Source organism: Sphingobium baderi (genome assembly GCF_001456115.1).
Classification (GTDB): domain Bacteria; phylum Pseudomonadota; class Alphaproteobacteria; order Sphingomonadales; family Sphingomonadaceae; genus Sphingobium; species Sphingobium baderi_A.
Genome location: NZ_CP013264.1, coordinates 2,589,279 through 2,616,204 on the forward strand (window position 1 = coordinate 2,589,279; position 26,926 = coordinate 2,616,204).

26 protein-coding genes and 1 pseudogene are annotated in these 26,926 nt (G+C 63.8%); 13 read left to right on the forward strand and 14 right to left on the reverse strand.

Features of this window, described 5'->3' with window-relative positions; translation table 11 throughout:
* Positions 1-115 precede the first annotated feature (115 nt).
* The 9 genes from gspG to ATN00_RS12860 all read left to right on the forward strand — a co-directional run bounded on the left by gspG (position 116) and on the right by ATN00_RS12860 (position 6,394).
* Entirely contained in the window at positions 116-577 is a 462-nt protein-coding gene (gene gspG / locus ATN00_RS12820; RefSeq protein ID WP_031291951.1) for a type II secretion system major pseudopilin GspG, read from the forward strand.
* A gap of 234 nt (positions 578-811) precedes the next feature.
* Positions 812-1,261, forward strand: coding sequence for a type II secretion system minor pseudopilin GspH (gspH, locus tag ATN00_RS12825; protein WP_420496698.1), 450 nt, complete (start codon positions 812-814; stop codon positions 1,259-1,261).
* On the forward strand, positions 1,254-1,631 hold the full coding sequence (gspI, locus tag ATN00_RS12830; protein WP_082635207.1) for a type II secretion system minor pseudopilin GspI: 378 nt from the start codon (positions 1,254-1,256) through the stop codon (positions 1,629-1,631). Before gspH ends, gspI begins: the two co-directional genes overlap by 8 nt.
* Complete coding sequence (gene gspJ / locus ATN00_RS12835) at positions 1,631-2,344, forward strand: type II secretion system minor pseudopilin GspJ (RefSeq protein ID WP_062065213.1); 714 nt, start codon at positions 1,631-1,633, stop codon at positions 2,342-2,344. Before gspI ends, gspJ begins: the two co-directional genes overlap by 1 nt.
* Complete coding sequence (gene gspK, locus ATN00_RS12840) at positions 2,337-3,326, forward strand: type II secretion system minor pseudopilin GspK (RefSeq protein ID WP_062065215.1); 990 nt, start codon at positions 2,337-2,339, stop codon at positions 3,324-3,326. Before gspJ ends, gspK begins: the two co-directional genes overlap by 8 nt.
* Positions 3,323-4,441 carry a type II secretion system protein GspL gene (gspL, locus tag ATN00_RS12845; protein WP_062065218.1) on the forward strand — a complete coding sequence of 373 codons (1,119 nt, stop codon included), beginning with the start codon at positions 3,323-3,325 and terminating at the stop codon, positions 4,439-4,441. Before gspK ends, gspL begins: the two co-directional genes overlap by 4 nt.
* Complete coding sequence (gene gspM / locus ATN00_RS12850; protein WP_062065221.1) at positions 4,438-4,926, forward strand: type II secretion system protein GspM; 489 nt, start codon at positions 4,438-4,440, stop codon at positions 4,924-4,926. The genes gspL and gspM overlap by 4 nt, the downstream gene beginning before the upstream one ends.
* Entirely contained in the window at positions 4,923-5,645 is a 723-nt protein-coding gene (gspN, locus tag ATN00_RS12855) for a type II secretion system protein N (RefSeq protein ID WP_062065224.1), read from the forward strand. The genes gspM and gspN overlap by 4 nt, the downstream gene beginning before the upstream one ends.
* Positions 5,642-6,394: a prepilin peptidase gene (locus ATN00_RS12860; RefSeq protein WP_062065227.1), complete on the forward strand. Its 753-nt coding sequence runs from the start codon at positions 5,642-5,644 to the stop codon at positions 6,392-6,394. Before gspN ends, ATN00_RS12860 begins: the two co-directional genes overlap by 4 nt.
* Positions 6,395-6,441: 47 nt before the next feature.
* Here ATN00_RS12860 and ATN00_RS12865 read toward each other — a convergent pair.
* Positions 6,442-7,023, reverse strand: a pseudogene (locus tag ATN00_RS12865) (glycoside hydrolase family 16 protein); the annotation flags it as partial.
* Positions 7,024-7,145: 122 nt separating this feature from the next.
* Here ATN00_RS12865 and ATN00_RS12870 point away from each other — a divergent pair.
* Together ATN00_RS12870 and ATN00_RS12875 are read left to right on the forward strand one after the other, a co-directional pair.
* Positions 7,146-10,055 carry a Tn3 family transposase gene (locus ATN00_RS12870; RefSeq protein WP_006961814.1) on the forward strand — a complete coding sequence of 970 codons (2,910 nt, stop codon included), beginning with the start codon at positions 7,146-7,148 and terminating at the stop codon, positions 10,053-10,055.
* Between the two features lie 40 nt (positions 10,056-10,095).
* Positions 10,096-11,064: a recombinase family protein gene (locus ATN00_RS12875; RefSeq protein ID WP_225870698.1), complete on the forward strand. Its 969-nt coding sequence runs from the start codon at positions 10,096-10,098 to the stop codon at positions 11,062-11,064.
* Here ATN00_RS12875 and ATN00_RS12880 read toward each other — a convergent pair.
* The 11 genes from ATN00_RS12880 to ATN00_RS12930 all read right to left on the reverse strand — a co-directional run bounded on the left by ATN00_RS12880 (position 11,031) and on the right by ATN00_RS12930 (position 22,312).
* Positions 11,031-11,951 (reverse strand): hypothetical protein, encoded by a 921-nt coding sequence (locus ATN00_RS12880; RefSeq protein ID WP_197413598.1) that lies wholly within the window; start codon positions 11,949-11,951, stop codon positions 11,031-11,033. The genes ATN00_RS12875 and ATN00_RS12880 overlap by 34 nt on opposite strands.
* A gap of 353 nt (positions 11,952-12,304) precedes the next feature.
* Complete coding sequence (locus ATN00_RS12885) at positions 12,305-13,756, reverse strand: cobyric acid synthase (protein ID WP_062065230.1); 1,452 nt, start codon at positions 13,754-13,756, stop codon at positions 12,305-12,307.
* A gap of 41 nt (positions 13,757-13,797) precedes the next feature.
* Positions 13,798-15,435, reverse strand: coding sequence for a pilus assembly protein TadG-related protein (locus ATN00_RS12890; protein WP_062065233.1), 1,638 nt, complete (start codon positions 15,433-15,435; stop codon positions 13,798-13,800).
* Positions 15,432-15,866, reverse strand: coding sequence for a TadE/TadG family type IV pilus assembly protein (locus ATN00_RS12895; RefSeq protein WP_062065236.1), 435 nt, complete (start codon positions 15,864-15,866; stop codon positions 15,432-15,434). Before ATN00_RS12895 ends, ATN00_RS12890 begins: the two co-directional genes overlap by 4 nt.
* Positions 15,867-16,021: 155 nt before the next feature.
* The gene (locus ATN00_RS12900; RefSeq protein WP_062065238.1) at positions 16,022-16,924 is read right to left on the reverse strand and encodes a PAS domain-containing protein; all 903 of its coding nucleotides are present in this window, start codon (positions 16,922-16,924) and stop codon (positions 16,022-16,024) included.
* A gap of 116 nt (positions 16,925-17,040) precedes the next feature.
* A complete protein-coding gene (locus ATN00_RS12905) occupies positions 17,041-17,262 on the reverse strand; it encodes a hypothetical protein (RefSeq protein WP_062065241.1) in 222 nt (73 codons plus the stop codon).
* 31 nt (positions 17,263-17,293) lie between these two features.
* A complete protein-coding gene (locus ATN00_RS12910) occupies positions 17,294-18,577 on the reverse strand; it encodes an N-succinylarginine dihydrolase (protein ID WP_062065244.1) in 1,284 nt (427 codons plus the stop codon).
* Positions 18,574-19,593 carry an arginine N-succinyltransferase gene (locus ATN00_RS12915; RefSeq protein ID WP_062065247.1) on the reverse strand — a complete coding sequence of 340 codons (1,020 nt, stop codon included), beginning with the start codon at positions 19,591-19,593 and terminating at the stop codon, positions 18,574-18,576. Before ATN00_RS12915 ends, ATN00_RS12910 begins: the two co-directional genes overlap by 4 nt.
* A 14-nt stretch (positions 19,594-19,607) precedes the next feature.
* Positions 19,608-20,813, reverse strand: a complete 1,206-nt coding sequence (locus tag ATN00_RS12920) for a hydrolase (protein ID WP_062065250.1) — start codon at positions 20,811-20,813, stop codon at positions 19,608-19,610.
* A gap of 63 nt (positions 20,814-20,876) precedes the next feature.
* Positions 20,877-21,782 (reverse strand): DUF481 domain-containing protein, encoded by a 906-nt coding sequence (locus ATN00_RS12925; protein ID WP_062068770.1) that lies wholly within the window; start codon positions 21,780-21,782, stop codon positions 20,877-20,879.
* Between the two features lie 53 nt (positions 21,783-21,835).
* Positions 21,836-22,312, reverse strand: coding sequence for an RNA pyrophosphohydrolase (locus tag ATN00_RS12930; protein ID WP_197413599.1), 477 nt, complete (start codon positions 22,310-22,312; stop codon positions 21,836-21,838).
* 166 nt (positions 22,313-22,478) lie between these two features.
* Here ATN00_RS12930 and ATN00_RS12935 point away from each other — a divergent pair, with 166 nt between their 5' ends.
* Positions 22,479-23,744, forward strand: coding sequence for an SAM-dependent methyltransferase (locus tag ATN00_RS12935; protein ID WP_062065256.1), 1,266 nt, complete (start codon positions 22,479-22,481; stop codon positions 23,742-23,744).
* Between the two features lie 11 nt (positions 23,745-23,755).
* Here ATN00_RS12935 and ATN00_RS12940 read toward each other — a convergent pair whose 3' ends face one another.
* Together ATN00_RS12940 and purF are read right to left on the reverse strand one after the other, a co-directional pair.
* The gene (locus ATN00_RS12940; RefSeq protein ID WP_062065259.1) at positions 23,756-24,469 is read right to left on the reverse strand and encodes an SDR family NAD(P)-dependent oxidoreductase; all 714 of its coding nucleotides are present in this window, start codon (positions 24,467-24,469) and stop codon (positions 23,756-23,758) included.
* A 79-nt stretch (positions 24,470-24,548) separates the two neighbouring features.
* The gene (gene purF, locus ATN00_RS12945) at positions 24,549-26,009 is read right to left on the reverse strand and encodes an amidophosphoribosyltransferase (RefSeq protein WP_231746271.1); all 1,461 of its coding nucleotides are present in this window, start codon (positions 26,007-26,009) and stop codon (positions 24,549-24,551) included.
* Positions 26,010-26,199: 190 nt separating this feature from the next.
* On the opposite strand from purF, the gene ccmC reads away from it, so the two are divergent.
* A complete protein-coding gene (ccmC, locus tag ATN00_RS12950) occupies positions 26,200-26,922 on the forward strand; it encodes a heme ABC transporter permease CcmC (protein WP_062065265.1) in 723 nt (240 codons plus the stop codon).
* The last annotated feature ends 4 nt before the right edge of the window (positions 26,923-26,926 follow it).

The window sequence follows — 26,926 nt, forward strand, 5'->3', positions numbered from 1 at the left end:
TGTCGGAGCACGCATGAAAATATCCCGCTGGCGCGCGCCCTTCGACAGGCTCAGGGCGAGCGGGGGAGGGAATAACCCGTCAGGCAGGCGTTCCGCCGAACACGGCTTCATGTTCATGAGGCGTTCCGCCGAACACGGCTTCACGCCCGTGAGGCGTTCCGCCGAACACGGCTTCACGCTGGTCGAACTGATGGTCGTGATCGTCATCATCGGCCTGCTGGCGACGATCGTGGCGATCAACGTCATTCCGGCGACCGACACGGCGCGGATCGAAAAGGCGAAGGCGGATATTTCCACCATCGAGCAGGCGCTGGAGCAATATCGGCTCGATAACCTGACCTATCCGGCGGGAACGGACGGGTTGCAGGCGCTGCTGACGCCGCCTGCTTCGCTGACGCAGCCGCAGCGTTACCGGCGCGGGGGTTATATCAAGAAGCTGCCCAACGATCCGTGGGGGCGGCCCTATAGCTATGTCGTGCCGGGTAGGAAGGGTTCATTCGACATCGTGTCGCTGGGCGCGGATGGCCAGCCGGGCGGCGAGAATGAGAATGCCGATCTTTATTCCAGCGCGCTTTGATGGTGCGCTGGCCTACCTATCGGGGAAAGGTCTGGCATGTTCGTAACGGCACGACACGCGATAGTTGAGAAGCGTGTGGGTGGCTTCTCGACTGCGCTCGAAGCGAACGGGGGTGGGGTGCGCGGCTTCATGTTTTTGAAGCGTTCCGCCCAACAGGGCTTCGGTTCTTTGGAGCGTTCCGCCCAACAGGGCTTCACGGCCGTGAGACGTTCCGCCCAACAGGGCTTCACGTCTTTGGAGCGTTCCGCCCAACAGGGCTTCACGCTGATCGAACTGATGGTCGTGCTGACGATCATCGGTTTTATTTCGGCGGCCGTCGTGCTGGCGATGCCGGACCCGCGTGGGCGGGTGATCGAGGATGCCGACCGCTTTGCCGCGCGCGTTGCCGCCGCGCGCGACGAAGCGGTCGTTACCTCGCGCCCGATGGGCGTGTGGGTGTCGGCTTCCGGCTATGGCTTTCAGCGCCGGGAAGGCGCGCAGTGGGTAACGGTGGAGGACAGGCCCTTCGCCACCGCCAACTGGAAAGAGGGCACGCGGGCGCTGGTGGGCAAGGAAGGATTGCGGCAGATCGGTTTCGACGGGACGGGCCTTCCCACCGATCCGCTCAAGGTGACGCTGGCGCGGGAAGGCGAGCGGGTGTCGGTGACGGTCGATATGGCCGGAAAGGTCATGGTCGGTGGGTGATCCCGCTCTTTGTCGTGGTGAACGCGGTTTCACGCTGCTCGAAATGCTGGTGGCGTTGGCGGTGTTCAGCCTGGCGGCGCTGGCGCTGGTGCGCTTGCAGGGGGTGACGCTGCGGACCGCCGCCGATCTCGACAGCAAGGCGCTGGGGCAGATCGTGGCGCGCAACCTGATGGTCGAGACGCAGACCGATCCCGCGCCGCCTTCGGTCGGCGAGGAAGAGGGCGACGTCGAAAATGGCGGGCGGCGCTGGCATTGGAAACGCGCAGTGAAGGCGACCGACGACAAGCGGCTGTTGCAGGTGGACCTGACCGTCGATGGGCAACCGGGCGCTTCGCCGGTGGCGTTGAGCTTCGTGCGGGTGGTGGGGTGATGCAGGTTCCCGGAACGCGCCGTGAGCGGGGCTTTACGTCTTTGAAGCGTTCCGCCGAACACGGCTTCACGTCTTTGGAGCGTTCCGCCGAACACGGCTTCACGCTGATCGAACTGCTTGTCGCGCTGATGATCTTTGCGATGCTGGCGGGCGCGGGCGTGCTGTTGCTGGGCAATAGCGTGTCGGCGCAGGCGCAGGTGAAGGCGCGGCTCGACGATCTGGCGGCGGTGCAGCGGGCGGGCGGCGCGCTGGCGGCCGATCTGGGGCAGGCGGTGCCGCGCATCAGCCGCACCGAAACGGGGACGCTGGCGCCCGCCTTCTGGTCTCATCGCGAGGGCGAGGGGATGCCGGCGATGCAGTTCGTGCGGGGTGGCTGGGACAATCTGGGCAACCTGCCGCGGCCTTCGCTCCAGAAGGTTGAATATTGGGTGCGGCAGGGAAGGTTGGAGCGGCGGACCTATGCACAGGTCGATGGGGCGGCGGGGGATGAGCCTGCCGCGCTGCTCGATCATGTCGAGGATGTGGCTTTGCGCTTTCGCGATGCCGATGGGGAGTGGCGCGAGGAATGGACGCCGACGCAGCCAGACCTGATGCCGCGCGCGGTCGAGATGACGGTGACGCGGACGGGTGAGCCGCCGGTGACGTTGCGTTTTCTGGTGGGGCCGGGTCCGGTGGAAGAACGAGCGGTCGAGGGGGAGGCTGATCTTGGCTGACCTCCGGAAAGACGGTGAGCGGGGCGCGGCTCTGCTGACGGTGCTGCTGCTGGTGGCGGTGATGGCAGTAGTGGCGGCCTCCGCGCTGGAGCGGCTGGCGCTGGCGACGCGGATGACGGGCAATGGCGGCGCGGTCGATCAGGCGCGGGCCTTTGCCGATGCGGGGATGGAGATTGCGCGGCTGAAGATCGGCGATCTGGTGGCGGCCAATCCGGGCAAGACGACGCTGGCGGGCGGATGGATGGGCGCGCCGCGCGATATTCCGGTGCCCGGCGGAATGGTGACGGCGCGGGTGAGCGACGGGGGGAATTGCTTCAACCTCAACAGCGTCGTGGCGGGAGAGAGCGAGGCGAATTTGAAGGTGCGGCCGGTGGGCGTGTCGCAATTCCAGGCGCTGTTGCAGGCGTTGGGCGTCGATGCGCGGCAGGCGCAGGTGGCGGCGGCTTCGCTGGCGGACTGGATCGACAGCGACAGCGTGCCGCAGCCTGGCGGGGCGGAGGATGAAACCTACGCGCAGGCGGAGCGGCCCTATCGCACGGCCAACCGCTTCATGGTGGACGCGAGCGAGTTGCGGGCGGTGCATGGGGTGACGCCCGCGATCTACGATCTGGCGCGGCCCTGGGTGTGCGCGCTGCCGATGGCGGACCTGTCGCCGATCAATGTGAATACGCTGCTGCCCGATCAGGCGCCCTTGCTGGTCATGCTGCTGCAAGGGCAGATGAGCGTGGCGCAGGCGCGGCAAGTGCTGGCGCAGCGGCCGGAGCAGGGCTACGGCAGCGTGAAGCAGTTCTGGGACGTGCAGAAGCAGGTGGGCATCAATCCGCTGGAGGAAGCGGCGCAGCAGGTGAAAGTGACGACAGGATTTTTCGGGGTGGACGTGGCGGTGAATGTCGGGGGAACGCAGATGGTGGAGCGCGGGCTGATCGACGCCCGGCAAAGCCCGGCGACGCTGGTGCGGCGCAATTGGGGAAGCGGCGCATGAGCGGGCGCGAAGGATTGATCGTCGCTCTGCCAGACGAAGCGGCCGGGGAGCCGCTGTGGATGCGGGTGGTGGATGGCGCGGTCGTGCAACGGGGCGCGGGGGCGAACTGGCTGGCGGCCTGCGGATTGACGGCGCTGCCGTCGGAAATGGTTGTTATGCTGGTGCCGCCCGCGGCGCTGGTGACGCTGCACTGGGCGCTGCATCCCGATCTGCCCGTGCGACAGGGGCGCAGCGTGGCGCGGCTGGCGGCGCTAGCCGGGGGGATCGTGCCGCCGGACCAGTTGTTCGCGGCGGCGGATGAGAATGACGACCCGGCAAGGCCGCATCTGGTGGCGCTCGCGGCGCGGAGCGATATGCAGCATTGGCTGCTTTGGGCGCAGCATCATGGGCTGGACCCGGACATGATCGTGCCCGCGCCTTTGTTGCTGCCGGAGCCGGAGGAGGGCTTTGCGCGCGGCATCATTGGCGGCGCGGCGGTGTGGCGCGGGCGGGACGTGGCGTTCAGCGGCGATATGGCATTGGCCGAACTGGTCGGCGAGGCGGAGGTGCAGGAAGTCGCTCCGGCGCAGGTGGAGGCGCGGGCGATCGCGGCGCTGGAAAGGCCTGCGCTTAACCTGCGGCAGGGCGATTTCGCCAGACGCACGCGACGCGATTGGGACAAAAAGACGCTGGGGCGGATCGCGCTTTGGAGCGGCTTCGTCCTGCTGGTCAGCCTGTTGATCTCCGTTGTTGGCGTGACGCGGGAATATATGGCGGCCAAACGGCTGGACGCCCAAAGCCTGACATTGGCGCGGGAAGTGCTGCCGGATGCCACCGACGTAGCGTCAGCGGAAAGCGAGATGGATCGGCAACTCGCGGCGCGGGGTGCGGGCGGCTATGCCTTCACGGCGCCGGTCGCGGGGCTGATGCGTGCGATGCGGGATAGTCCGGGCGTGTCCATGACGGCCTTGTCGCGCGATGCCGACGGGATGATCCGGGCGACGCTGGCGGCGGCGAAAGCGGATGACATCAACAGCGTGCTGCTGGCCTTGCAGGCGGCGGGCTTCACGATCACGGCCACGCCGTCCCAGGACCCGGGCGGGCGGACGCTGGCGGACATAACGGTGCGGCCATGATGGAACGGTGGAAAACAATGTGGGGCGAACGGTCGCCACGCGAGCAATGGATGCTGGGCGTGATGTTCGCGTTGCTGGCGGTTGTCGTGCTGTGGCTGGGCATCGTGCGACCGCTGGAGATGGCGCAGCGGTCGGCGCATGCGGCGCTGGGCGAGGCGACCGACCGCCATGCGTCGATCCGGGGCAAGGTGAAGCTGCTCAAGTCCTTGCCGCGCGCCGCCGCGCCGGCCTCGTCCGGAACGCCGCTGGACCAGTTTGTCGGGCAGAGCGCGGGCGAAGCGGGACTGACGCTGGAACGCGCACAGGCGCAGGGCGCCGACCGGATGGACATCGCCATCGCCGCCGTCCGGCCCATGGCGCTCCTGACATGGCTTGCCGGGCTGGAGGCGCAGGGCGTCAGAGTAGAAACGATGAGCGCGCGGCCATCGCCGACGGCGGGCAGCATATCGGTGCAGGCGGTGCTGGTGCGGGGAGCGGCGCAATGATGGGCCTTTCCCTGTCGCGGCGGATGCGGATCGCGCTGATCCTGATATTCGCGGCGGGCCTGCTGCTGTTCCTGCCGATGCGGATGGCGTTGGGCATGGCCGGGCTGGAGCGGTTCGGGCTGTCGGCCCGCGATGTGCGCGGCGTGCTGTGGAGCGGGCGGATCGAACGGCTGATGCTGGGCGAAACTTCGCTCGGTTCCGTTCATGCCGGGTTGTCGCCGGCGTCGTTGCTGATGGGGCGGGCGCGGTTCGACCTGTGGCGGCGAACGGGCGCGGCGGACGATATAAGCGGGGCGATCACCGCCGGTTTCGGCAGGATCGGCGTGGACGATCTGACAGGCCCCGTTCCTCTGGGCCGCAGCTTTGCACCGCTGCCGCTGAGCAGTTTTTCGATGAACGATGTGACGGCCACTTTCACCGGCACGCTTTGCGGTCATGCGGAAGGACGGGTGCGCGCCCATATGGCGGGGCAATGGCCGGGGCTGAATCTGGCGCAGGGGCTGTCGGGCGAGGTCCGCTGCGACGGGGAGGCGCTGCTGCTGCCGCTGGTGAGCCAGTCCGGCATGGAAAAGATCGATCTGCGGATCTGGCGGTCAGGCCGCTATGTGGCGGAAATGCGGGTGGAGACGGCCGATCCAACGCTGGCGGCGGCGCTGGCCAGCGCGGGCTTTGCCGAAGCGGGTGGCGTCCGGGTGCTGAAGGTCGAAGGGACGCTGTGATCGCCCCTCTCGCCGCCCTGTTCGGCGGAATTGCCGGTGCGATCGCGGGCAGTTTCCTCGCGACGCTGATCCTGCGCTGGCCGCAAGGGCGAGGTGTCATGCGTGGGCGTTCGGTCTGCGACGGGTGCGGACGGACGCTGGGCGCGGGCGATCTGGTTCCGCTGCTGAGCGCCATGGTGCATCGGGGGAAATGCCGGACGTGTGGGGCGAGGATCGATCCCCTGCATGGCCGGGTGGAAGCCGGTTGCGCCATGATCGGGGCGCTGGCGGTCGGTTTCGCGCCGGATGTGGCGGGGGTTGGCTGGGCGCTGTTGGGATGGATATTGCTGACGCTGGCGGTGCTGGACTGGCGGCATTTCTGGTTGCCTGACGCATTGACCCTGCCGCTTGCCTTCCTGGGCTTCACCCTTGGCCTGTGGGTAACGGATGCAGCGTTGACGGACCGGGCGATCGGCGCGGTGGCGGGCTATCTGGCGCTGCTGGCGGTGTCGCAGGGCTATCGGCTGGCGCGCGGGCGCGAGGGGCTGGGGCTGGGCGACGCGAAGCTGTTGGGCGCGCTGGGGGCCTGGTTCGGGTGGCAGGCGCTGCCGTTCATCCTGTTGCTGGCGGCTGGAACGGGCCTGCTGGCGGTGGCTGGAAGCATGGTGCTGGGCAAAATGGTGGAGCGCACGACGCAGGTTCCGCTGGGCACGTTTCTGGCCGTGGCGGCTGTGCCGGGATGGTGGCTGTCGGCCCTGTTGCTGGGATAGGCGCGCTCCTTCCCCCTCAGATGGCGGGGAAAGGAGCGCGCGGATCATCAAGGCGTGGAATAGATTTTGAAGCCGCGAATAATCATGTCGCCCCTGCCGTCATCATAGGCGCTGTTGGTTTTGACGGCGACGTCCATGATCGGATACCAGCGGAATCCGTTAAAGGGATTGACCGACTGATAGCTTTCCTTCCCGTCGATGAACCAGGTGATGTAGTCGCGCTGGATATCGATGGCATAGCGGTGGAAATCCTGGCTGTAGCCGCTCCAGCCATAAGCCTGATCGGTCTGTATGACCGCGCCGCTCTGAAAGGTGCGGGTGATGTTCGCGCCGCCGTGGATGGTGTGCGCGACATAGCGGTCGAAATCCCAGTAGCTTTGCTGGCCGAACCCTTCATAGACGTCGATTTCCGGCGGCCAGCCGCTGGTCGACACAAGCCAGAAGGCAGGCCATGCCCCGCGCCGGTCGGGCATTTTCGCGTCCCATTCATATTGGCCATAGCCGATCTGGGTCGCCAGATAGTTCCGGCCATCCAGCACCGAAGCGCCATAAGACCAGTTGCGCCCTTCATAATAGATGGGCTGTTTGAGCTTCTGGCTGTGCAGGACCAGACCCTTGTCGCTCCAGTAGGCCCAGTCGGCCCGAAGCTGCGATTTTGGTCATCTTGGAGAACACGTCGGGAACGGGCTGGTTGTTGTTGACGATCGCCCATGCGAGGAACGACGTTCCGCTCCGATAAGGGAGCGGCGTTATGAGCCTTGGCGTTTCGAGTGGGGATCTGATCGGCTCCTGGAGCCTGAGTTTTTCGGACATCGCGTTCGTGACCGGCAAAGCGGAGACGGCACGACTGGGATTGGCGGTTCAGCTTAGATTTTTCGCCGGGCATGGCTTCTTTGTGCCGGATCATGCGTCGATACCCTCCGACGGTGTCTTGTATCTGGCGGAGCAACTTGGTCTCGATGCCAAATCCGTGAACCACTATGATTTTTCCGGGCGCACCGCCCGCCGGCATTGCGCGGAGATTTTGCGGCATCTCGGGTTCCGCCGTATGACGCAGACGGATCGCAGGGCGTTGTCGAGGTGGATTTCCGACGATCTTTGTGCGGGCGGGCAGCCGATCAATGCCATGCTCGAGCATGTTTTCCTGTGGTGCCGCGACCGCCGTATCTATGGGCCGTCGCGCAAGGAGCTGGAACGCCTCGTCCGTTCGCAACGACACCTCTATCTGGAGGCCCTGTTGGCCCGAGTCCGCGATCGGCTTGCGCCGGATGCGGTCGCCTTGCTGGAAGCCTCGCTCGCCGATCCCGATGGCCCGACCGGCTTCAACACGATGAAGGGGGATGCAGGTCAGGCGACGCTCGAAAACATTCTTGGCGTGACCGCCAAACTCGCCTTTATCCAACGGCTTGCTCTTCCCCGAGATTTCCTATCGGTCACGGGCAAGGCATGGGTCGATCAGATCGTTCGCCGGGTTGCCGGCGAGAAAGCCTCGGAGATGCGCCGGCATGTACCGGCGCGCCAGCTCGGGCTCTATGCCGTTTATCTGATGGCGCGGGAAGCTCAGCTTACGGATGCGATGGTCGACCTGCTGATCGAGACGGTCCATAAGATCGGATCGCGCTCGAAACGCAAGGTGGTGGGCGATATCGCGAAAGACATCGAGCGGGTCTATGGCAAGGAGCGACTCCTGGTCGAGATTGCCAGCGCTTCGATCGACGATCCATCCGGGCGCATCTGCGATGTCATTTTCCCAATCGCCGGCAAGGACAAACTGGCGGCGATCATCAAGGAAAGCCAGGCAAAGGGCGCCTTGGATCGGCGGATCTACAAGGTGATGCGGAGGTCATGGGCCAATCATTATCGCCGTATGCTGCCAAGCCTGCTTTCGGCACTGGAGTTCCGGTCGAACAACGCCGTGTGGCGTCCGGTGCTGGCGGCCCTGGACTGGATCAGAAGCAAAGTGGATGATGGATGCCGCTACGTGCCGCCGCACGCAGTGCCGGTCGACGAGGTCATTCCGGCGAGATGGCGCAGTTCCGTCATTGATGAAGAGGGGCGCGTAAACCGGATCAGTTATGAGCTTTGTGTCCTCGCGCAACTGCGCGATCGCATCCGTTCTAAGGAAATCTGGGTTGTCGGGGCGGACCGATACCGCAATCCCGATGACGATCTTCCCAAGGACTTCGATGCGCGGCGAGAAGCATATTACACAGGATTGAACCTGACGGCGGATGCGCGTGCATTTTCAAGCGCCATCCGGGAAGAGCTTGCTCAGGAACTGTTGCTCCTCAATGCCAATATTCCCCGGAACGACAAGGTTCGGCTGCTGTGGCGCGGCGAGAACCGTATATCTCTCACCCCGTTCAAACCCTTGCCCGAACCCAGGGGTCTCGCCTCGATCAAGACCGAGATCGGCCAACGCTGGCCGATGACCGGGCTGCTCGACGTACTGAAGGAGGCTGCCCTTGATACGGGACTTCTCGAAGCGTTCGAAACATCGGCCTCGCGTGTTGCACTGCCGAAAACCGCGCTGGATCAACGTCTCCTGCTATGCCTCTACGGCCTGGGAACGAATGCCGGGCTCAAGCGGATCGCCGGCGCCACCCCCGATGTCAGCTATGAAGAGCTGCTGCATGTCCATCGCCGCTTCGTTCATGCCGCGGCGCTCAAGGAGGCGTGTGCCAGGGTTGCGAATGCGACCCTGGCAATCCGCAATGCTGCAGTCTGGGGGGACGCCGGCACGGCCTGTGCGTCAGATTCCACAAAGTTCGGAGCCTGGGATCGCAACCTGATGACGGAATGGCATGCGCGTTATGGTGGACGGGGCGTCATGATCTACTGGCATGTCGAACGACGCGCGACATGCGTCTATTCCCAGCTCAAGCGCTGCTCTTCCTCCGAGGTCGCCTCCATGATCGAGGGCGTGCTGCGCCATTGCACCGACATGGAAATCCAGCGACAATATGTTGATAGTCATGGCCAAAGCGCGGTTGGCTTTGCATTTTGCCGGCTTCTCGGATTTGAGCTTGCACCCCGCCTGAAAGCGATCGCTCGCCAGAAGCTGGCTCTTCCCGATGTCGGCATGCGAACGCGGCTTCCCCACTTGCAGCCGATCCTCTCCAGTCCGATCAACTGGGATGAGATCGAGCAGCAATATGACGAGATGGTCAAATATGCAGCCGCGATGCAGACAAAAACCGCCGACCCGGAGGCGATCCTGCGCCGGTTTAGCCGCTCCGAGGTGATGCACCCGACCTACAAGGCGTTGAGTGAGCTGGGCCGCGCGGTCAAGACGATCTTCCTGTGCCGGTATCTGCGCGAGGAGTCCTTCCGCCGCGAAATTCATGAAGGCCTGAATGTCGTTGAAAACTGGAACAGTGCCAATGGGTTCGTTTTCTTCGGCAAGGGCGGCGAGATCGCCACTAACCGCATCGATGAGCAGCAGCTCTCGGTCCTGGCGCTACATTTGCTGCAAGCGTCGCTTGTCTATGTGAACACCCGAATGCTTCAGAGCGTGCTGGTGGAACCGAAATGGACGGGCCGGATGACGCCGGATGATTATCGCGGCCTCACACCGCTGATTTACAGCCACGTCAATCCTTATGGCCGCTTCGACCTCGATCTGAATAGCCGGATCGATTTTGGGCGGCTTGCTGCCTGACCGGGGCCTTTCCGCTCGCACCATTTGGGTGCACCCGAACGTGACGATCGGAAGTGACATATACGACATGTCACAAAAGGGTGGTTCCGTCACCAATGTTACTGTACGAGGGCAAAGCCACCCTAATGTGACGGATTTGCCCATGACCCGCGTCGGCTACGCCCGCGTCAGCACCATCGACCAGGATCTCGACATCCAGGTTGCCCGGTTGAAGGCAGCGGGCTGTGAAATCCTCCGCTCCGAAACAGGCTCGGGCGCATCGCGCACTGGACGCACGGAGCTTGAGACGATCATGCAGTTCCTGCGCGCCGATGACGAACTCGTCGTCCTGCGTCTCGATCGGCTCGGTCGCTCCACACGCGATGTTCTCAATCTGGTTCATGAACTCGACCAGAAGGGAGCCTCATTGCGGGTGCTTGAGCCGGAGGTGACGACGGCCGGAAGCATGGGGCGGATGGTGATCACCATTCTGGGCATGGTCGCGGACATGGAACTGACGTTCATCAAGGACCGGCAGCGCGCCGGGATCGAGGCGGCGCGCGCCGAAGGCGTCTACAAAGGCCGGAAGAAAAACATCGATGACGATGAAATCCGACGCCGGATCACCGCCGGCGCGAGCAAGGCCAGCGTCGCGCGCGACCTCAAGATCTCAAGAATGACCGTCTATCGGGCGCTTGACGTCATTCCTTCAAGGATCGGGCTGCCGGAAAAGCCGCCTTCTGTCACCATCGCCCTGCATCTGACCATCGAGAACTTCAACAAGCATGGTCGTGGCAGAAAGCCCGCTCGCGAGCGCATTGAGGCGATGCTGGAGCGGGATTACCAGATGCAAAAGACCGGGAACTGCGATTACACGCTGACCGTCGCCTATGATCAGGGTGCCGATGGCGTCAGCCTCGATGATGAGATCGCATCTCTCCAGACAGAGATGTTCAACATCGCAGAGAGCTACAGGTGCTCGATCGAGACCGATGTTTACGAGATTGGAGGACAAGAGCGAGCCTGGTAGATCGCCATGTTCAATCTTTGTTCTTCAACATGGCCAAAATCGCAGCTTCGGGCCGACTGGGCCCAGTAGACCGGCCCTTCGACGCCGGGAAATACCGACGAGTCGAGATAAAGACCGGTTTCCTCATTCGCGATCTGCGTGCGGCCATTGGCGAGCGACGTCGCCCAGCGGTTCCATCCGCCTTCGGGTGAACGCTTGTGCGTTTCCTTCTGAAGCTCGAACTGGAGCGTGCCGGTCGCGGCGAAGGTGCGCGGGGCGCGGAACGTGCCCGTTGCCTTGGCCGTGGCGGTCGCGCTGCTGCTGGCGGTGACGGTCGCGGTGGATTGACCTTGCAGGCCGCCCCATGGGGCTTCGCGCATCTTGAGCTGGAACTGCTGTCCGTCCTGCGCGGTGATGATGGGCACGGCCACGGTCTGCCGCAGCGGATCGCCGGGGCGGAAAATGGCGACCGTATCGACAGTCTGGTAATTGATGTTGGATTTGGCCGCGCTGGTGCCTGAACCGTTGACGGTGGTGAGGCGGATGATGACCGTATTGGGCGTGGGCCGGTCCAGCGTGAGCGGGACATAGGCGACGTTGACGCCTGGCTGGAATGTGGCGTTGCCCAGCGAGGCCGTTGCCTTGTCCGGCAGTTTCGTGCCGCTCGCGAAATTGAAGGAGGCGAAGGCGCCTTCGGTGCGACTGCTATAGTCCACGCTGCTGGTGGTGGATGCTGCCGTATAGGATGATGATGTTGTTGTCGTAGAGGTTTGACTGCTAGCGGTTGTGCTGCTTTGTGTGGAGGGGAGCGATGTCCCCATGTTCATCACTGCCGCCGTCGCACTGAAGGCGAGCAGGATCATCGCGCCGGCCCCTGCTGGACCAACGCTTTTTAGCTTATTCAACATGAACGACCCCCGTTCTTTTGGTTTATTGCATAGGAAAAGCCCCGGTCTTCCTCCTTTCTTTTTGAGCCAAAATGATTGAATAAATCCTTGCGGCGAAAGCGGATCGTCGCATGTATTCAAAGTATAGATTGCGTTAATCATGGCAATTTCAGGCCATGATCCGACTCTATAATATTTGATTTCAATTAAGGTATACAGTTCATTGCCGAAATGATTTATCGCTCGGTCGTTCAGATGGAACGGTGAACGGAACTATGGTGGTGATATACTGTTGTAATGCGGCGATGCTGTCCCGCGTGATAAAGCGGGATGAAATATAGGCAAATATCGACTGAATATCGACCGCGCTGCTTTCAGTTTGTGGCGAGATCGATAAGGGAGGTGATGTCGACATGCGCCTCCAGTTGCATCGCAATGTCATCGAGCGCGGCGTTCACGCTGGCGCCATAATCCTGTTCCGAAGAAGACAGGTTCCACCGGTTCAGAAAAGCCTTGCGGAAGACGGTGCTGCCGAACAGCCCATGGACATAGGTGCCGAGCACACGCCCGTCGGGGCTGGATGCTCCGTCGGGGCGCTCCTCATCCAGATGCGCGAAGGGACGGCCGCAATCGGGACCGGCGCTCTGCCCCATATGCATTTCATAGCCGGTGAAGGGGGCGCCGAGCGCACGTCCCGCCACCTGTTGCAGGGTCTTGTCGCCGGACAATATGGTTTCGATGTCCAGCAGGCCCAGCCCCTCTATCGTGCCCGCCGGGCCTTCGATGCCATGCGGGTCGGCGATACGGCGGCCCAGCATCTGATAACCGCCGCATATCCCCAGCACAGCGCCACCGCGCCGGTGGTGAGCGAGGATGTCGATGTCCCACCCCTGCGCGCGCATGGCCTGCATGTCGGCCACGGTCGCTTTCGATCCGGGCAGGATGACGAGGGATGCTTCCGCCGGAATGGGGCTGCCGGGAGGCACCATGACGAGGTCGATGTCGGGTTCGATCTTGAAAGGATCAAGGTCGTCGAAATTCGAGATGCGGGGCAATATGGGGCAGGCGATGGTGAAGCGCGTGCTATCCGAGCGCCGGTTCTTTTCGAGGATGACGGCGTCTTCGCTGGGCAGGCGGGCGACGGCGCTGAGCCATGGAATGACGCCGAAACCGCGCCAGCCGGAAATCGATTCGATCTGGCGGTAGCCATCCTCGAAAAGGGCGGGATCGCCGCGGAACTTGTTGATGAGGAAGCCCCGGATCATGGCGGCGTCTTCTGGATCGATCACGGCCTTGGTGCCGACTATGGAGGCGATGACGCCGCCCCGGTCGATGTCGCCAACCAGTATCACCGGCACATGGGCTGCACGAGCGAAGCCCATATTGGCGATGTCGCCCGCGCGCAGGTTGATTTCGGCGGGCGATCCCGCGCCTTCCACGACGACGATGTCGCATTGCGCGCTGAGCCGGTTGAAGCTGTCCATCACTTCGGAAAGAAGCTGTCCGCGCGCCTGCCGGAAATTCCCTCCACCCAGCGTTCCGCGCACGCGGCCGTTAACGATGAGCTGCGATGTGTGATCGGCCTGAGGCTTTAGCAGGACGGGGTTCATGTCGCTATGCGGATCGACGCCCGCGGCCATGGCCTGCAAGGCTTGCGCGCGGCCGATCTCTCCGCTGTCGATGGTCACGGCGGCGTTGTTGGACATGTTCTGCGGCTTGAAGGGACGGACGCGGTAGCCGCGCCGCACCAGCGCGCGGCATAGTCCGGCGACGAGCACGGACTTGCCGACGTCTGATCCGGTTCCCTGTAGCATGATGGCGCCCATGGCCTTGCTCCCTGAAGGCAGGAGAGGAGCATGGCAAGGGTTCAGGCCACGATTGTGGCTATGCCGCAGCGCATTTCATGAACGCGCACATCCGCCGTGCCCAGCCGGACGCCCAGCAGCGCGGTCACATTGTTCAATATGCCGTCGAGCAGGGGCGCGGTCGTGCCCAGCAGCGCGCCAATAGGGGCGGTCAGGGGACTGAGGCCGACCTTGATCCCGAGAAGATAAACGTCGATCTGCGCCTGTTTCAGGAGGCTGACGGCGAGGCCCTGCGTCAGATCCTGGGTGTGGACGGTCTTGGTCTGCTGGGCGCTGATTTCCGCCGGAGAGAAATGGACCGGCTGCGCCTGAACGCCCCCCAATGCGATATTGGCATAGCCGGTGACGCGGGTGCCGAGCGCCTGCGCCAGTGTTGCGGGTCGGAGGTTGGGCGGCGTGGAGAAATTGGTCAGCGCATTCGTATCGACGTCGGTCAGCGCCACGGTGCCGATGGAAGGTGTGACCAGCAGCGTGACGCCATTGCCGGGTGCGCTTCGGGCGCAATTGATGTCGGACAGGCGCGCTTCGGCCGAGGCAAGTTCGACATAGAGGGGAATACGGACAGATGCGAGGGGGGCAAGCGCCGCCGCCACGCTGCTTTCCAGATAGATGCGCGTCTGGGCCGTCCGCAATACGACATTGCGATCCGAGGTGATGCTGAGCAGCGGGGAGCGCGCTTCACCGCTGCCCAGGATCAGCTTGAGCCGGGTGCTGCTGAGGCCGGGGACGCCCAGTTGCAGATCGACGGGCACGGATGTTCCCGGCCCGGGGTTCAGGATCATGCGGAGCATTGAGAAGGCGTCCATCAAAATGGTCGGCTGCCCGGTCGCGTCGCCCGTGCTTCCGGACGGTCCCAGATCGATAATGTCCTTGAGGCGCACGGTGCGGCCGGGGATGCTGTTGCCGATGCGGCGCAGTGTGGCGGCGGTCTGGCTGTCCGTCACGCCATCGGCAACGGCATTGACGATGTCGCCGACGGGAATGTGGCGGTCGAACAATTGGGCGAAGGCTTCGTCCTGACGACCGAGCCTGAGTTGCAGGGCGTCGGCCATGCCGAGAAGGTCCACCTTTGCATTGAGCAACCCCTGCGTATCCATCACCGAAAGATTGAGGCTGGTCCCGGCAAGGCTGGAAAGCAGCATGTTGGGCAGGCCATCGCTGACCGAAGCCAGCCCCGTGCCGATGGAGAAAGCGGCGGCATCCTTGCGCGCGGCGGTGGCGCGGGCGTTGAGGTTTACGCCGTCCTTACCCACCAGCAAACGGCCGAAAAACAGGGGCGTGCGCCGCCGCACTTCCAGACGCAGCGCGCCGCCGGCCGGATCGCCCGCGACGAAACGGTCGCTGACGGGGACGGAGGGGTCGGGGCGATATTGGCCGTCCTCGACGGAGGTGAGGGAGATGCCGCTGATGCCGCTGCGGGCGATGAGCTGTTCGGCGGCGGGGCGACCTCCGCTGACCGCGGCGAGCGCGGCGGCATCCGCAATGCCTTGCAACTGACGCTTGGCGAGATAGATGGAGCCAAGGTCCACCGCAACCGTCGCCGACCCCGCGAGCATCAGCAGCGATCCGGCGAGCAGTATCGTGACGCCGCCTTTTTGATCGCGGCAAAATGGCCTGAACCTGTGCGAAAATGACTTCATCGTGCGTCGATCCTTATGACGGCGCTGCGTTCAAGGGTGCGCGAGGGAACGGGTATGAAGGAGGAGGAGAAGAGGGGATTGCCCGACAGGTCGTAATCAAGCGTGACGGTGAAGTAGCCGCCGTTCTCGCTGCTGTTCACGCCGATGGGATGGCTGTTGCGAAGGGGCAGGGATGCGGCGCTTGCGGCCACGCTCTGTTGCACCAGCGCCTGCCGTTCCGGCGCGTCCAGTCCTGCTACGGCAGAGCGGGCGGCTTCATTGGCGGCCTGTTGCAGGCTGTGCGCCGTCATGAACCATGATCCGTAGATCAATATGCCCAGCAACAGAGCGATGAGCAGGGGGAGCGCGATGGCAGCTTCCACCAGGACGCTGCCGCGCATGTCTCGCTTGAGCGGCTTGGCCATTCGGGCAGGATGCAGGGGCTTTTCCATGACTCCAGCCTAGCCAGGCCGGTTCAATGGACGGTTTTCCCGCAAGTGGAGCGAAGATGCGCGATTTGCGTAAGTAATTTTGGCAGACGGCGCGCGGGGAGGGGAAAAGGAAAACCATCCCTATCGGTGAATGGAATTATTCCTCCGAAATGGATTCATTTTACGGAATTTACGGGTTCCTCCCTCCGCGTGATGACCAGCACGGCGCCTTCGGAACCATAGAGACCCTGCAAAGGCGCGATGCCGATCTCGGCCGGAACGACGGCCCCGGTGTTGGCGAGCAGGCTGGTGGCGATCTTGCGTTCCCCTTCGCCGCGCAGGACATGGTCCAGTTCCTCACGCAAACGGGGCCGGGCGGGTAGATCGGCCAGATCGGTCAGGCTGATGTGGATCAGCCGGTCGAGCGGCAGCCCGACCATCGCGCAAAACATGTCGTCCGCAAATTCGATGAATCCCCGGCTCGACACCTTCACATGGCCCACGCCGCCATGGATGCACATGGCCTGCATCAAGGCGGCTTTCGCATCGGCCAGGCGGTTGCGCCGCACATCTTCCGTAATGTCGCTCAACAGCAGGGCCACGCCATCGGGAAAAGGGAAGGTTTCAAACCGTATCCAGCAATTCTCCCGGAAGGGGGAGGGGATGTCGGCCGCGCTGCCCTCTCCCGACTCCATGCTGTGCCGGATATGCGATTGGGTGAGGGATTCAGCCAGTTCGGGCAGGGCTTCCCAGAGCGGCAGTCCCGCCAGATGCCGATCCCATCGGCGCGTCATGGCCAGTGCGGCAGGATTGACATGGCCGATCGTGTAATCGGCGCGGCACAGGATGAGCCCCTGATGAATCCAGGTCGATAGCTGGGAAAGATGGTCCGGGCCGGGCGGAGTTTCCGGTCCGTTCAGGGTCAGGGTGCGAAATCGGTCCAGCCCCATGAAGATATGCGTTTCGCGCCCGTGATGCGTGACGAGCAATGGTTCCTGCACGCCAATTTCCCGCCAATGAGCGAAATTGCGGACAAGCTCGGCAGCCGGGACGCTTCGGCCGTAGCGATCATTCAACATGGGACGATCCCCTTCCTCATCATTATTATGAGAAAAGGATACATGCGCGCTGAGAGACGCGAAGGCGCAGACGTATCGAAAGTGGAGGTATCCCGCCCGTCAACGAGGAGAATGGGTCAGCGGGAAAAAGCTCGTTGCATTTCCACGGCATCAAGGATCTTGCCGCCCGCCATGAACACCGCGCCGGTGCAGGCAAGCGCGAGCAACTGGCCGCCGAAGCCGGGATATTGATGCATATAGACTATGCCTCGCTCCGTCGCGCCAAGGGCAAGGGCGTAGATCACCAGAAACGCCTCGAACTTGGTCTTGATCGTGAAAAGGCGCTTGATCCGTTCCATTGCAGTCCCACCTGGCGACATCCGCCCGCCGCTATGGGATTAAGTCGCCCGAAAGCTGCAAATGGTCAACAAGCGTTAACCATGATTGTTCGATCCGCGCGATGAGCCGGGTGTCGCCAAGGTCGTCCGGAGCGATTTCCTCCGGCCAGTAATCCGCGACAATGGCGGCGATGCGGTCGAGCTTGGCTTCGTCGAGGAGGAAGCGGGGGTCGATGTCGGCGGGATCGGCCACGACGCGCAGGCGCAGGCAGGCGGGGCCGCCTCCGTTCGCCATGGATTGCCGCACGTCGACGGGGATCAGGTGGCGGATGGGGCCGTTGCCCGCCACCATCCGTTCGAGCCAGGACCAGACGGCGGGCGTTTCCTGCGCTTCGGTGGGGAGGATGAGGGCCATGCCTGTCCCGAGCGAAGTCGAGAGGGCTCCGTCGGGAAGCGTCACGAGCTGCGCGTTGAAGAGATAGCTGCGGATCGCGTCGGTGAGACTGACCGCGCTGGCGGGGACTTCGACGATTTCGACGGAGGGGAGCGCGGCGCGCAGGGCGGCGTAGAAGGATTCCTTGTCGGCGAACGCCTGTTCGTGGGTGAAGAGGACGCGCTCATTGGCGACGGCGACCACGTCATTGTGGAAGGCGCCCGCCGCGATGGCTTCCTCCGATTGCTGGACGAAGAGGGTGCGGGCGGGGGCGAGTCTGTGGAGGCGGGCGACGGCTTTGCTGGCCTCGACATGCTGGCGGGCGGGGAAGGGGCCGCCGGACTGGCCGTAAACGAATACCTCGACACCGGGCGCGCCGTGGCTTTCGGCGAGGCGCATGTGATTGGCCGCGCCTTCGTCGCCGAAAGGGGCCGGAATGGGACCGTGGACCGTGAAGGCGTCGCTGGCCCCGAAGGCGATCTGAAGCTGCTTAAGCGTCTGGGGCCATTCATGGCTGCGGTGGGGCATGGTCACGAGATTGGCGACGGTGAGGTGGGTGCGTCCATCGCTGGTGTCACTGGCGGGGGAGACGGTCGCCGCGTTGGCGGCCCACATGGAGGAGGCGGACATCGCGGCGGCGCGGATATGCGGCTCGGCATGGCTGACACTAGTGCCGAGCGCGGCGAGCCAGGCATTGTCGGGCCGCCATTGGGGCAGAAATATGCCCTGCGTCAGGCCGAGGCGGATGGTTTCGCGCATTTTCTCCAGCCCTTGCAGCGCGGCGGCGCGGGGGCGGGATACAGCTCCGGCATTGCGGGCGGAGGCGAGGTTGCCCAGGCTGAGGCCCGCATAATTGTGGCTGGGACCGATCAGCCCGTCGAAATTGATTTCCCTGACGCTCATGCCCGCCCCGCCATGCTGAATGTCTCGCCCGGCTCAAGGCCGAGCAGGGCCGCACTGTCCGCGTCCAGCGAGATCGCGCCATCCTCGTCCTCGCGCACGAAGCCGTAGGTGCAGCGATAATCGGCAAGACGGCCGGTGGCGATCAGCATCTTGTCCCCGCTTTTGTCGTGCAGGGCGGAAAGGGTGACGTCGCGCGCCTGCGCGATGGTGCGGAGCGAGTCGATCTGGCCCACCATGGTCGGGCCGCCGTCGAATATGTCTACATAGCCGGGGTTGGTGAAACCTTCCGTCTCCAGCATCCGCATTGCCGCGCGGCCATTGGGGTGGGGCAGGCCGATGACGGCGCGGGCGCTGTCGGTCAGCATGGCGGTGTAGATCGGCGTCTTGGGCATCAGGTCGGCGATGAACTGGTTGCCGTTGATGGCGTTGAATTCATCCGCTTCCTGAAAGCTCATGCCGAAGAAGCGCCCGGCAAGGCCGTCCCAGAAAGGCGATCCGCCCGCTTCGTCGATGACGCCGCGCAGTTCCGCGATGATCTGGTCGCCGAAGCGCGGGCGGTGGTTACGGATGTAAAGATAGCGGCTGCGGGCGAGGAGCAGGCCCAGCCCTTCTGCGCGCTCGCGGGGGTGGAGGAAGAGGCCGCCGACTTCGGTGGAGCCTTCGAGATCGGTGGTGAGCGACAGCATCTGCGCGCGGAAGGTGCGGCCCAGTTCGCGGCTGTGCTGCGTGAGGACGCCGAGGCGATAGGAATAAAAGGGCCAGCTTTGCCCGACCGTGCTGAATATCTGGCAGGTGCCGCGCACCTGTCCGGTCCGGGCATTTTCCAGCACCATCAGGATCAGTTCGTCCTGGATGCTCTCGTCCGTGCGGGAGAGGGCCTGTTCGGTCCGTTCGAGTTTGGCAGCCAAGGATTTGCGGTCGGGGGGCAGATTGGTGAAGCCGCCGCCCGTCAGCTTCGCCATCTCATAGAGGGTTTGAAGGTCATCCGCCCGCGCAGTCCGCATGAAGAAGGTCAAGCCGTCATCCTCTCTCAATAATGCCCCTGCGCGATCCGCATCAGCGCCAGCGCGGACAGGCGGGCGCGTTCGGGCAGACTGTCCGTCATCAGATATTCGTCCGGGCTGTGGATGGCGCCGCCCCGCGCGCCCATCGTGTCGACCACCGGCACGCCGCAGGCCGCGATATTGTTGCCGTCACACACGCCCCCCGTGTCGCGCCAGTCGATCGAGAGGCCCAGATCCGCGCCGCAGCGGCGGACGAGATTGAAGAGATTTTCCGCCTTTTCGTCCATGGGTTTGGGCGGACGTCCGAAGCCACCGTGGAGGTGCATGGCGACTTCATGGTCGCGGGCGACGGCTTCCATGCTGTCTTCGATCAGGCGGCGGACGGCGATTTCGTCAGCGGGCGCGCGGGGGCGGAAATTGACGCGGAGAATGGCGTGGTCGGGGACGACATTATTGGGGCCGCCCCCGTCGATTCGCGCCGGGTTGCAGGAAAAGCCGCGGCCACTCGCCGCCTTGAGACGCAGCGCGAGGTCGGCGGCGGCGAGCAGGGCGTTGCGGCCCTCGTCGGGATTGCGGCCGGCATGGGCGCTGCGACCCGTGACGATGATGGAGAAATTGCCGCTGCCCGCCCGCGCGCCTGCCAGCGTGCCGTCGGGGAGAGCGGGTTCGTACGTGAAGGCCGCGACCTTGCCCGCCGCCCTCTGCCGCAGCAGGCCGGCGGAGGAGGCACTGCCCACTTCCTCATCGCTGTTGATGAGGACGTCATAGCCCAAAGTGGCGCGGCCTTCCCATGTTTCCACGGCCTGAAGCGCGGCGAGCATGATGGCGAGACCGCCTTTCATATCTGCGACGCCGGGGCCGTTCAGCACCGCGTCGTCCAGCCATCGCTGCGCCTGGAAGGGGTGATCGGCGGCGAAGACCGTGTCCATATGGCCGGTCAGCAGGACGCGGACCCGCGCTTCCGGGCGGACGGAAAGGAGCAGATGGCGGCCGTGATCGATTTGCAGCAGCGCGCCATCGGGGGAGACGTTTTCCACCGGGGCAGGATCGATCAGGCGGATGTCGCCGGGCAAAGCGGAAAAAGCGTCTGCCAACAGGGCCGCCATCCGGGCGAGGCCATCCAGATTGCGCGAGCCGCTGTTGATGGCGGACCATGCCTGCACCTGCTCCAGCATCGGCGCCGCCGACGCATGGTCCAGAACGGCCTGTTCCACGGGTGAAATGGCTGTCATTTCCGGTGGTCTAACAGAGCGCGGCGCGGCTCTCCACCCCTCGTGAAATTTGTAGGCGGAAGGTCAGAAATCGTAGCTGAGGGTTAGGCGGGTCAGCGTGTCGAAATCCCGGGCGGAAAGCAGCGTTTCCGATTCATACTGGACATTGTAGGAAAAGGCGGCCGACCAGCGATCGGTGACTTTCGTTTCCAGTGCTGTCAGGGAATTGAGGGTGACCACATCGCTTTCGGCATAGCCCGACGCGGTCTGCTTGAAGGTCAATGTGGGGGTGATGCGCCACGCCAAGTCCATGGAAGCACGGCCGCCCAACTTGGTTTCGCGCGCGCCGATCACATATTTTGCATGACGGATGGAAGGCCCCGCATCCACGGTCAGGTCGACTTTCTTGCTGACGATCAGCTTGTAACCGATACCTGCCGACGCCGTGTAGCGTTCGTCATAGCCGATCGACGTGTCCCGCTCAAACTGGGCGAGGCCATAAGCGAAGCCGCGTGGATCGAACTGATAGCGCGGTTCATAGCTGGTGAAATAACGCTCGCGGGATGTCACGCCATTGGCGCGGCGATAGTCGGCGTTGGCGGTGAACTTGTGAGTCCATTCAATGCCGGTCCGGGTCGCAGTCGCGCTGGCGCTGATGCCGATTTCGCTGGTGGAGCCGGTGGAGCGAAAACCGCCCGCTTCGATCCGTCCGGTCCACAGGTCGATGAAACGGGCCTCGCGGATCACGGCATCATGGGTTGCCTTGGTCCGGTCCTTCCAACTCGCCACCATCCGCTGGATTTCGTCGGACGAGGCGGGATTGGTCTGCCGCGCGATCTTGGCGACGGTGACGATCTCCGTCTCATTGCCATTGGCGATGGCGGCTTCCAACATCTCCCGCACGGCGGGGGGCAGGAGAGGCGGTTCCTCCGCATGGGCGAGGGATGTGACGAACAAGGGCAATGGCAGGAGCAGTAGACGGTGACGCATCGCGCCGTCATAGCCGCTCACCCGTGAAATATAACCCCGATGGGATGAACCGTTCAGATGAGCGACTGGAATTCCTGCAAGATGTCGCGATACAGCTTGCGCTTGAAGGGAACGATGAGATCGGGCAGCGTTTCAGGCGCCGTCCATTTCCATGCGCGAAATTCCGGGTGCGGCGTTTCGATGTCGATGTCTCCGTCCTCCCCCAGAAAGCGGGCAAGGAACCATATCTGCCGCTGGCCGCGATATTTGCCGCCCCAGATCTGACCGACGAGTTCAGGCGGCAGGTCGTAGAAATGCTCGTCGCGCGCCTTGGCGATGATTTCCACATGCTTGCGATGGATGCCGGTTTCCTCGCCCAGTTCACGCAGGGCGGCCGCCTTCGCGTCCTCGCCATCGTCGATGCCGCCCTGCGGCATCTGCCAGGCTTCCGCCCGGTTATCGATTCTCTGACCGACAAAGACCTGCCCTTCCATATTGACGAGCATGATCCCGACGCACGGGCGATAGCCCAGTTCTTCATCCTTTGGCATGGAAGCCACAGATCCCTATATATAGCATCCCGCCATGGCATCGTGGCATGGGACGACATTAACAATCCGGACATGAAATAGGCATGGCAACGGCGCACGTCCATGGATCGAATCGGATTTCGTGCGGCATTGCGGCCGGGAGCGGCTTGAGGCAGAGACGAGCGTCATGAATGCGATCGACCCCCGACGTGGAAAGGCGGCTCTGAACGTCCAGCGTCCTCCCGCCCATGGCCCGGCCAGCCTGTTGGCAAGGGTGGTCGGACCGCGCTTTCACAAGCTTTTGGACAGGATCGACAAGGGGCTTGAGGCCGGCGCGCTGGAGGCTGTGCTGCCGGACGGCACACGTCGGATTCTGGGCGGACGGGGAGCCGGGCCGGTTTGCGAGGTGCATGTCCTCCACTGGCGCGCGCTATTGCGGTTGGCGACCGGCGGTTCGGTCGGCTGGTATCGGGCATGGGCCGCGGGCGAATGGACCAGCCCCGATCCTGTGCCGCTTTTCGCGTTGTTCATGAGGAATGCCGTGGCGCTGGGCAATGTCGCGCGGCCGAGGGGGCCGGTGAGATGGGCCGGGTGCGCGCTGCACTGGGCGCGGCGAAACAGCCGAATCGGATCGCGCCGGAACATCGCCTATCATTATGATCTGGGGAATGATTTCTACGCGCTCTGGCTCGATGCGGACATGCATTATTCGAGTGCGCTGTTCCTTGATCCGGAAGATCGCACGGAGAGTCTGGAGGCGGCGCAGCGGCGAAAGGTCGATGCGATTCTGGACCGGCTCGACCTGCGCGACGGGGCTGCCCTGCTGGAGATCGGCTGCGGCTGGGGCGGGCTGGGCGAGCGGGCGATGGAGCGGTGGGGCGTGCGCTATGACGGCCTGACGCTCTCGACCGAGCAAGCGGATTATGCGCGGGACCGGCTGGGGTCGGGCGCCACCGTCCTGCTGACCGACTATCGCGATGCGGAGGGGCAATATGACGCCATCGCCAGCGTGGAGATGGTGGAAGCGGTGGGGCAGCGTTATTGGCCCGATTATCTGGCCGCGATCCATCGGCTGCTGAAGCCGGGCGGCCGTGCGGCGATCCAGTATATCCTGATCGACGATGCGATATTCGAAGACTATGCGCGCGGCGCGGACTTCATCCAGACCTATATTTTCCCCGGCGGGATGCTGATTTCTGAAAGCCGGTTCCGTGCTCTTGCCGAGCAGCAGGGGCTGGAATGGCGCGACGTATCGCGCTTTGGCCTGCACTATGCCGAAACGCTGCGGCGCTGGCGTGAGACGTTTGAGCGCGCGCTCGACGCGGGACAGTTGCCAGCCAGTTTCGACCAACATTTCGTGGATTTGTGGCGCTATTATCTGATGTATTGCGAAGGCGGATTCCTAGGCGGCACCATCGATGTCGCGCAGGTGACGCTGGCCAAGCCCGACTGAATATCAGCGCGTTAGTCGATCCGCGTGCGATAGCCGGTCGGCGTATCGGCCAGAATCATGTCGACAATGGCGGCGGCGGCGACCTTGGGTTCCTTCAGCGTTGCGGGATCTTCGCCGGGGAATGCCCGCGCGCGCATGGCAGTGCGGGTGGCGCCCGGATCGACGATGTGGGTGCGGATGGCGGAGATGTTCTTCACTTCCTCGCCATAGGCGCCGACCAGTGTTTCCAACGCGGCCTTGGATGCGCCATAGGCACCCCAATAGGCACGGGGCGTGGCGGCCACGGAGGAGGTCAGCGCGACGACTCGCGCATCCTTGCTACCGCGGAGCATGGTGTCGAAGGCGGCGATCAGCGCCTGCGGTGCGGCAATGTTAAGCGTCAACTGGCGCGCAAATTCCTTGGCGTCGATGGCGGGAACCGAGGCCAGCGAACCCAGGGTGGCGGCGTTGAGGACGAGGATGTCGAGCGCCTGCCACCGGCCGCTGATGGCCTGAGCGAGCCTGCCGATGCTTTCCCCGTCGATCAAGTCGAGCGGCGCTATGGTCGCATGGCCGCCGGCTTCATGGATGCGTTCTTCCACTTCCTCCAGCCCGCCGCTGGTGCGGGCGGTGAGGATGACATGCGCGCCCGCCGCCGCCAGTGCCTCAGCGGTGGCGGCGCCGATGCCCCGGCTGGCGCCGGTCACGAGCGCGAGCTTGCCGGAAAGAGGAAGGGTATCGGTCATGATGAAACATCCAATCGTGCTCACGCAGGGTGAGGCGCGTCAGGGGTGGAGAGCGGCGGAGGGAGAGGTGGCCTGAAACTCAGACCACTCTTTCAGCCAGCATTTCGAACTGGTTCTGAACCACGGCATCATCCTGATCGGTGAGCGTGGTGGGATAATCGCCGGTGAAGCAGGCATCGCAATATTGCGGGCGGATGTCGGCCCGTTTCGCTTCGCCCAGCGCCTTGTAGAGGCCATCGATGGATACGAAGGACAGGCTGTCCGCCTGAATGAAATCCTGCATGCCCTTGATGTCCAGGCGATGCGCCAGCAGCTTGCCGCGTTCAGGCGTGTCTACGCCGTAGAAGCAGCTATGCCGCGTGGGCGGACTGGCGATCCGCATATGGACTTCGGCCGCGCCCGCTTCGCGCATCATCTGCACGATCTTGAGGCTGGTGGTGCCGCGCACGATCGAATCGTCGATCAGCACGACGCGCTTGCCGTCGATCAGCGCGCGGTTGGCGTTGTGCTTGAGCTTCACGCCCAGATGGCGGACCTTGTCACCCGGCTGGATGAAGGTGCGGCCGATATAGTGCGAGCGGATGATACCCAGCTCAAAAGGAATGCCCGATTGCTGAGCATAGCCCAAAGCCGCGGGGACGCCGCTGTCGGGCACGGGGATGACCAGATCGGCATTCACCGGATTTTCGATGGCGAGCTGAGCGCCGATGGCCTTTCGGACTGAATAGACGCTGGAACCGTCCACGATCGAATCGGGGCGGCTGAAATAGACATGCTCGAAAATGCAGGGGCGCGGATGCGTTTCGCCGAAGGGCCGATGGCTCCGCACTTCGCCGTCATGCGTGACGATGACGAGTTCGCCTGGCTCGATAGAGCGGATATATTCGCCGTCAATCACATCGAAGGCCACGGTTTCCGAGGCAAAGACGGTGGCGTCGCCGATGCGGCCCATCACCAGCGGCCGGATGCCCAGCGGATCGCGGCAGGCGATCATGCCTTCGGGCGTCATGACGATGAGGGAGTAAGCGCCTTCCACCTGTTTCAGCGCGTCGATGAACTTGTCGAGCAGCGTCCGGTAGGTCGACGTGGCGACCAGATGGATGATGACTTCGGTGTCGGAGGTCGACTGGAAGATGGAACCACGGCGAATGAGTTCGCGGCGCAGCTTCATGGCATTGGAGATGTTGCCGTTATGGGCGACCGCGAAGCCGCCTGAATTCAGTTCGGCATAGAGCGGCTGGACGTTGCGGAGCGAGGTTTCACCCGTGGTCGAATAGCGCACATGGCCGCAGGCATAATGGCCCGGGAGCGCCCGAATCACCTCGTCGCGGTCGAAATTGCCGGCGACATGCCCCATGGCGCGATGGGTGTGGAAATCATGGCCGTCCCAGCTGGTGATGCCGGCGGCTTCCTGACCGCGATGCTGAAGGGCGTGAAGGCCAAGCGCAACGATAGCCGAAGCCGTTTCAGCGTTGGAAACGCCGAAAATGCCGCATTCTTCACGCAGCTTGTCATCGTCGAACGGGTGTGTAGTCAACATGGGTGTGAGCGGGTCCATAGCCGATCCTGTCCGCCCCAGCGGGGCGCCGATGCCGCGCATATAGTCACTCCCGTGTCATTTGTCGCCTGCCTGGCACAAAAAAGCTTGGCATGTTTTCGCCGGACCGCCCCTTATATCGGAAAAAGCCCCACTGGCGTTGCAGGCAAGGCGCGTCTAAAGAGGCGCCCCGATGCATCGTTTCGCCAATCCTGCCCGCTTTTTGAAGATCGCGCGGCCCCTGACGGGCTGGCTGTTGTGGCCAGGCCTGGTCCTGACGCTGGCGGGTTGCGCCTGCGGCCTTTTTGTCACGCCCGCGGACTATCTGCAGGGGGAAACGGTCCGTATCCTTTATGTCCATGTGCCCGCCGCCTGGCTGGGCATGGCCGGTTGGTCGGGGATAGCGATCGCGGCGCTGATGCAATTGGTGTGGAAACATCCCCTGGCCGCGATTGCCGGACGCGCCATCGCTGCGCCGGGGGCGCTGTTCACCGCGATTTGCCTCGCCACCGGGTCGATATGGGGACGGCCCACTTGGGGAACATGGTGGGAATGGGACGGACGGATGACGTCCATGCTGGTGCTGCTGTTCCTCTATCTGGGCTATATGGCGCTCGCCAATGCCAGCGCGCGGCAGGGGCAGGGCGGCGTCAGCCCCGTGACGGCCATTTTCGGGCTGGTGGGCGCGATCAACATTCCGATCATCAACCGTTCCGTGGTGTGGTGGAACAGTTTGCATCAGGGGCCGAGCATCACCCTGCGCGGGTCGAGCATCGACGGGTCGCTGCTCTGGCCGCTGGGGCTGACGCTCCTGGGGTTCAGCCTGCTTTTCGGCGCGATCGTGCTGATGCGGATGCGGACTTTGTTGGCGCGCAACAGGGTAGAGGCGCGGATGCAGCGTCTGGCGCGGGGGTGATGCG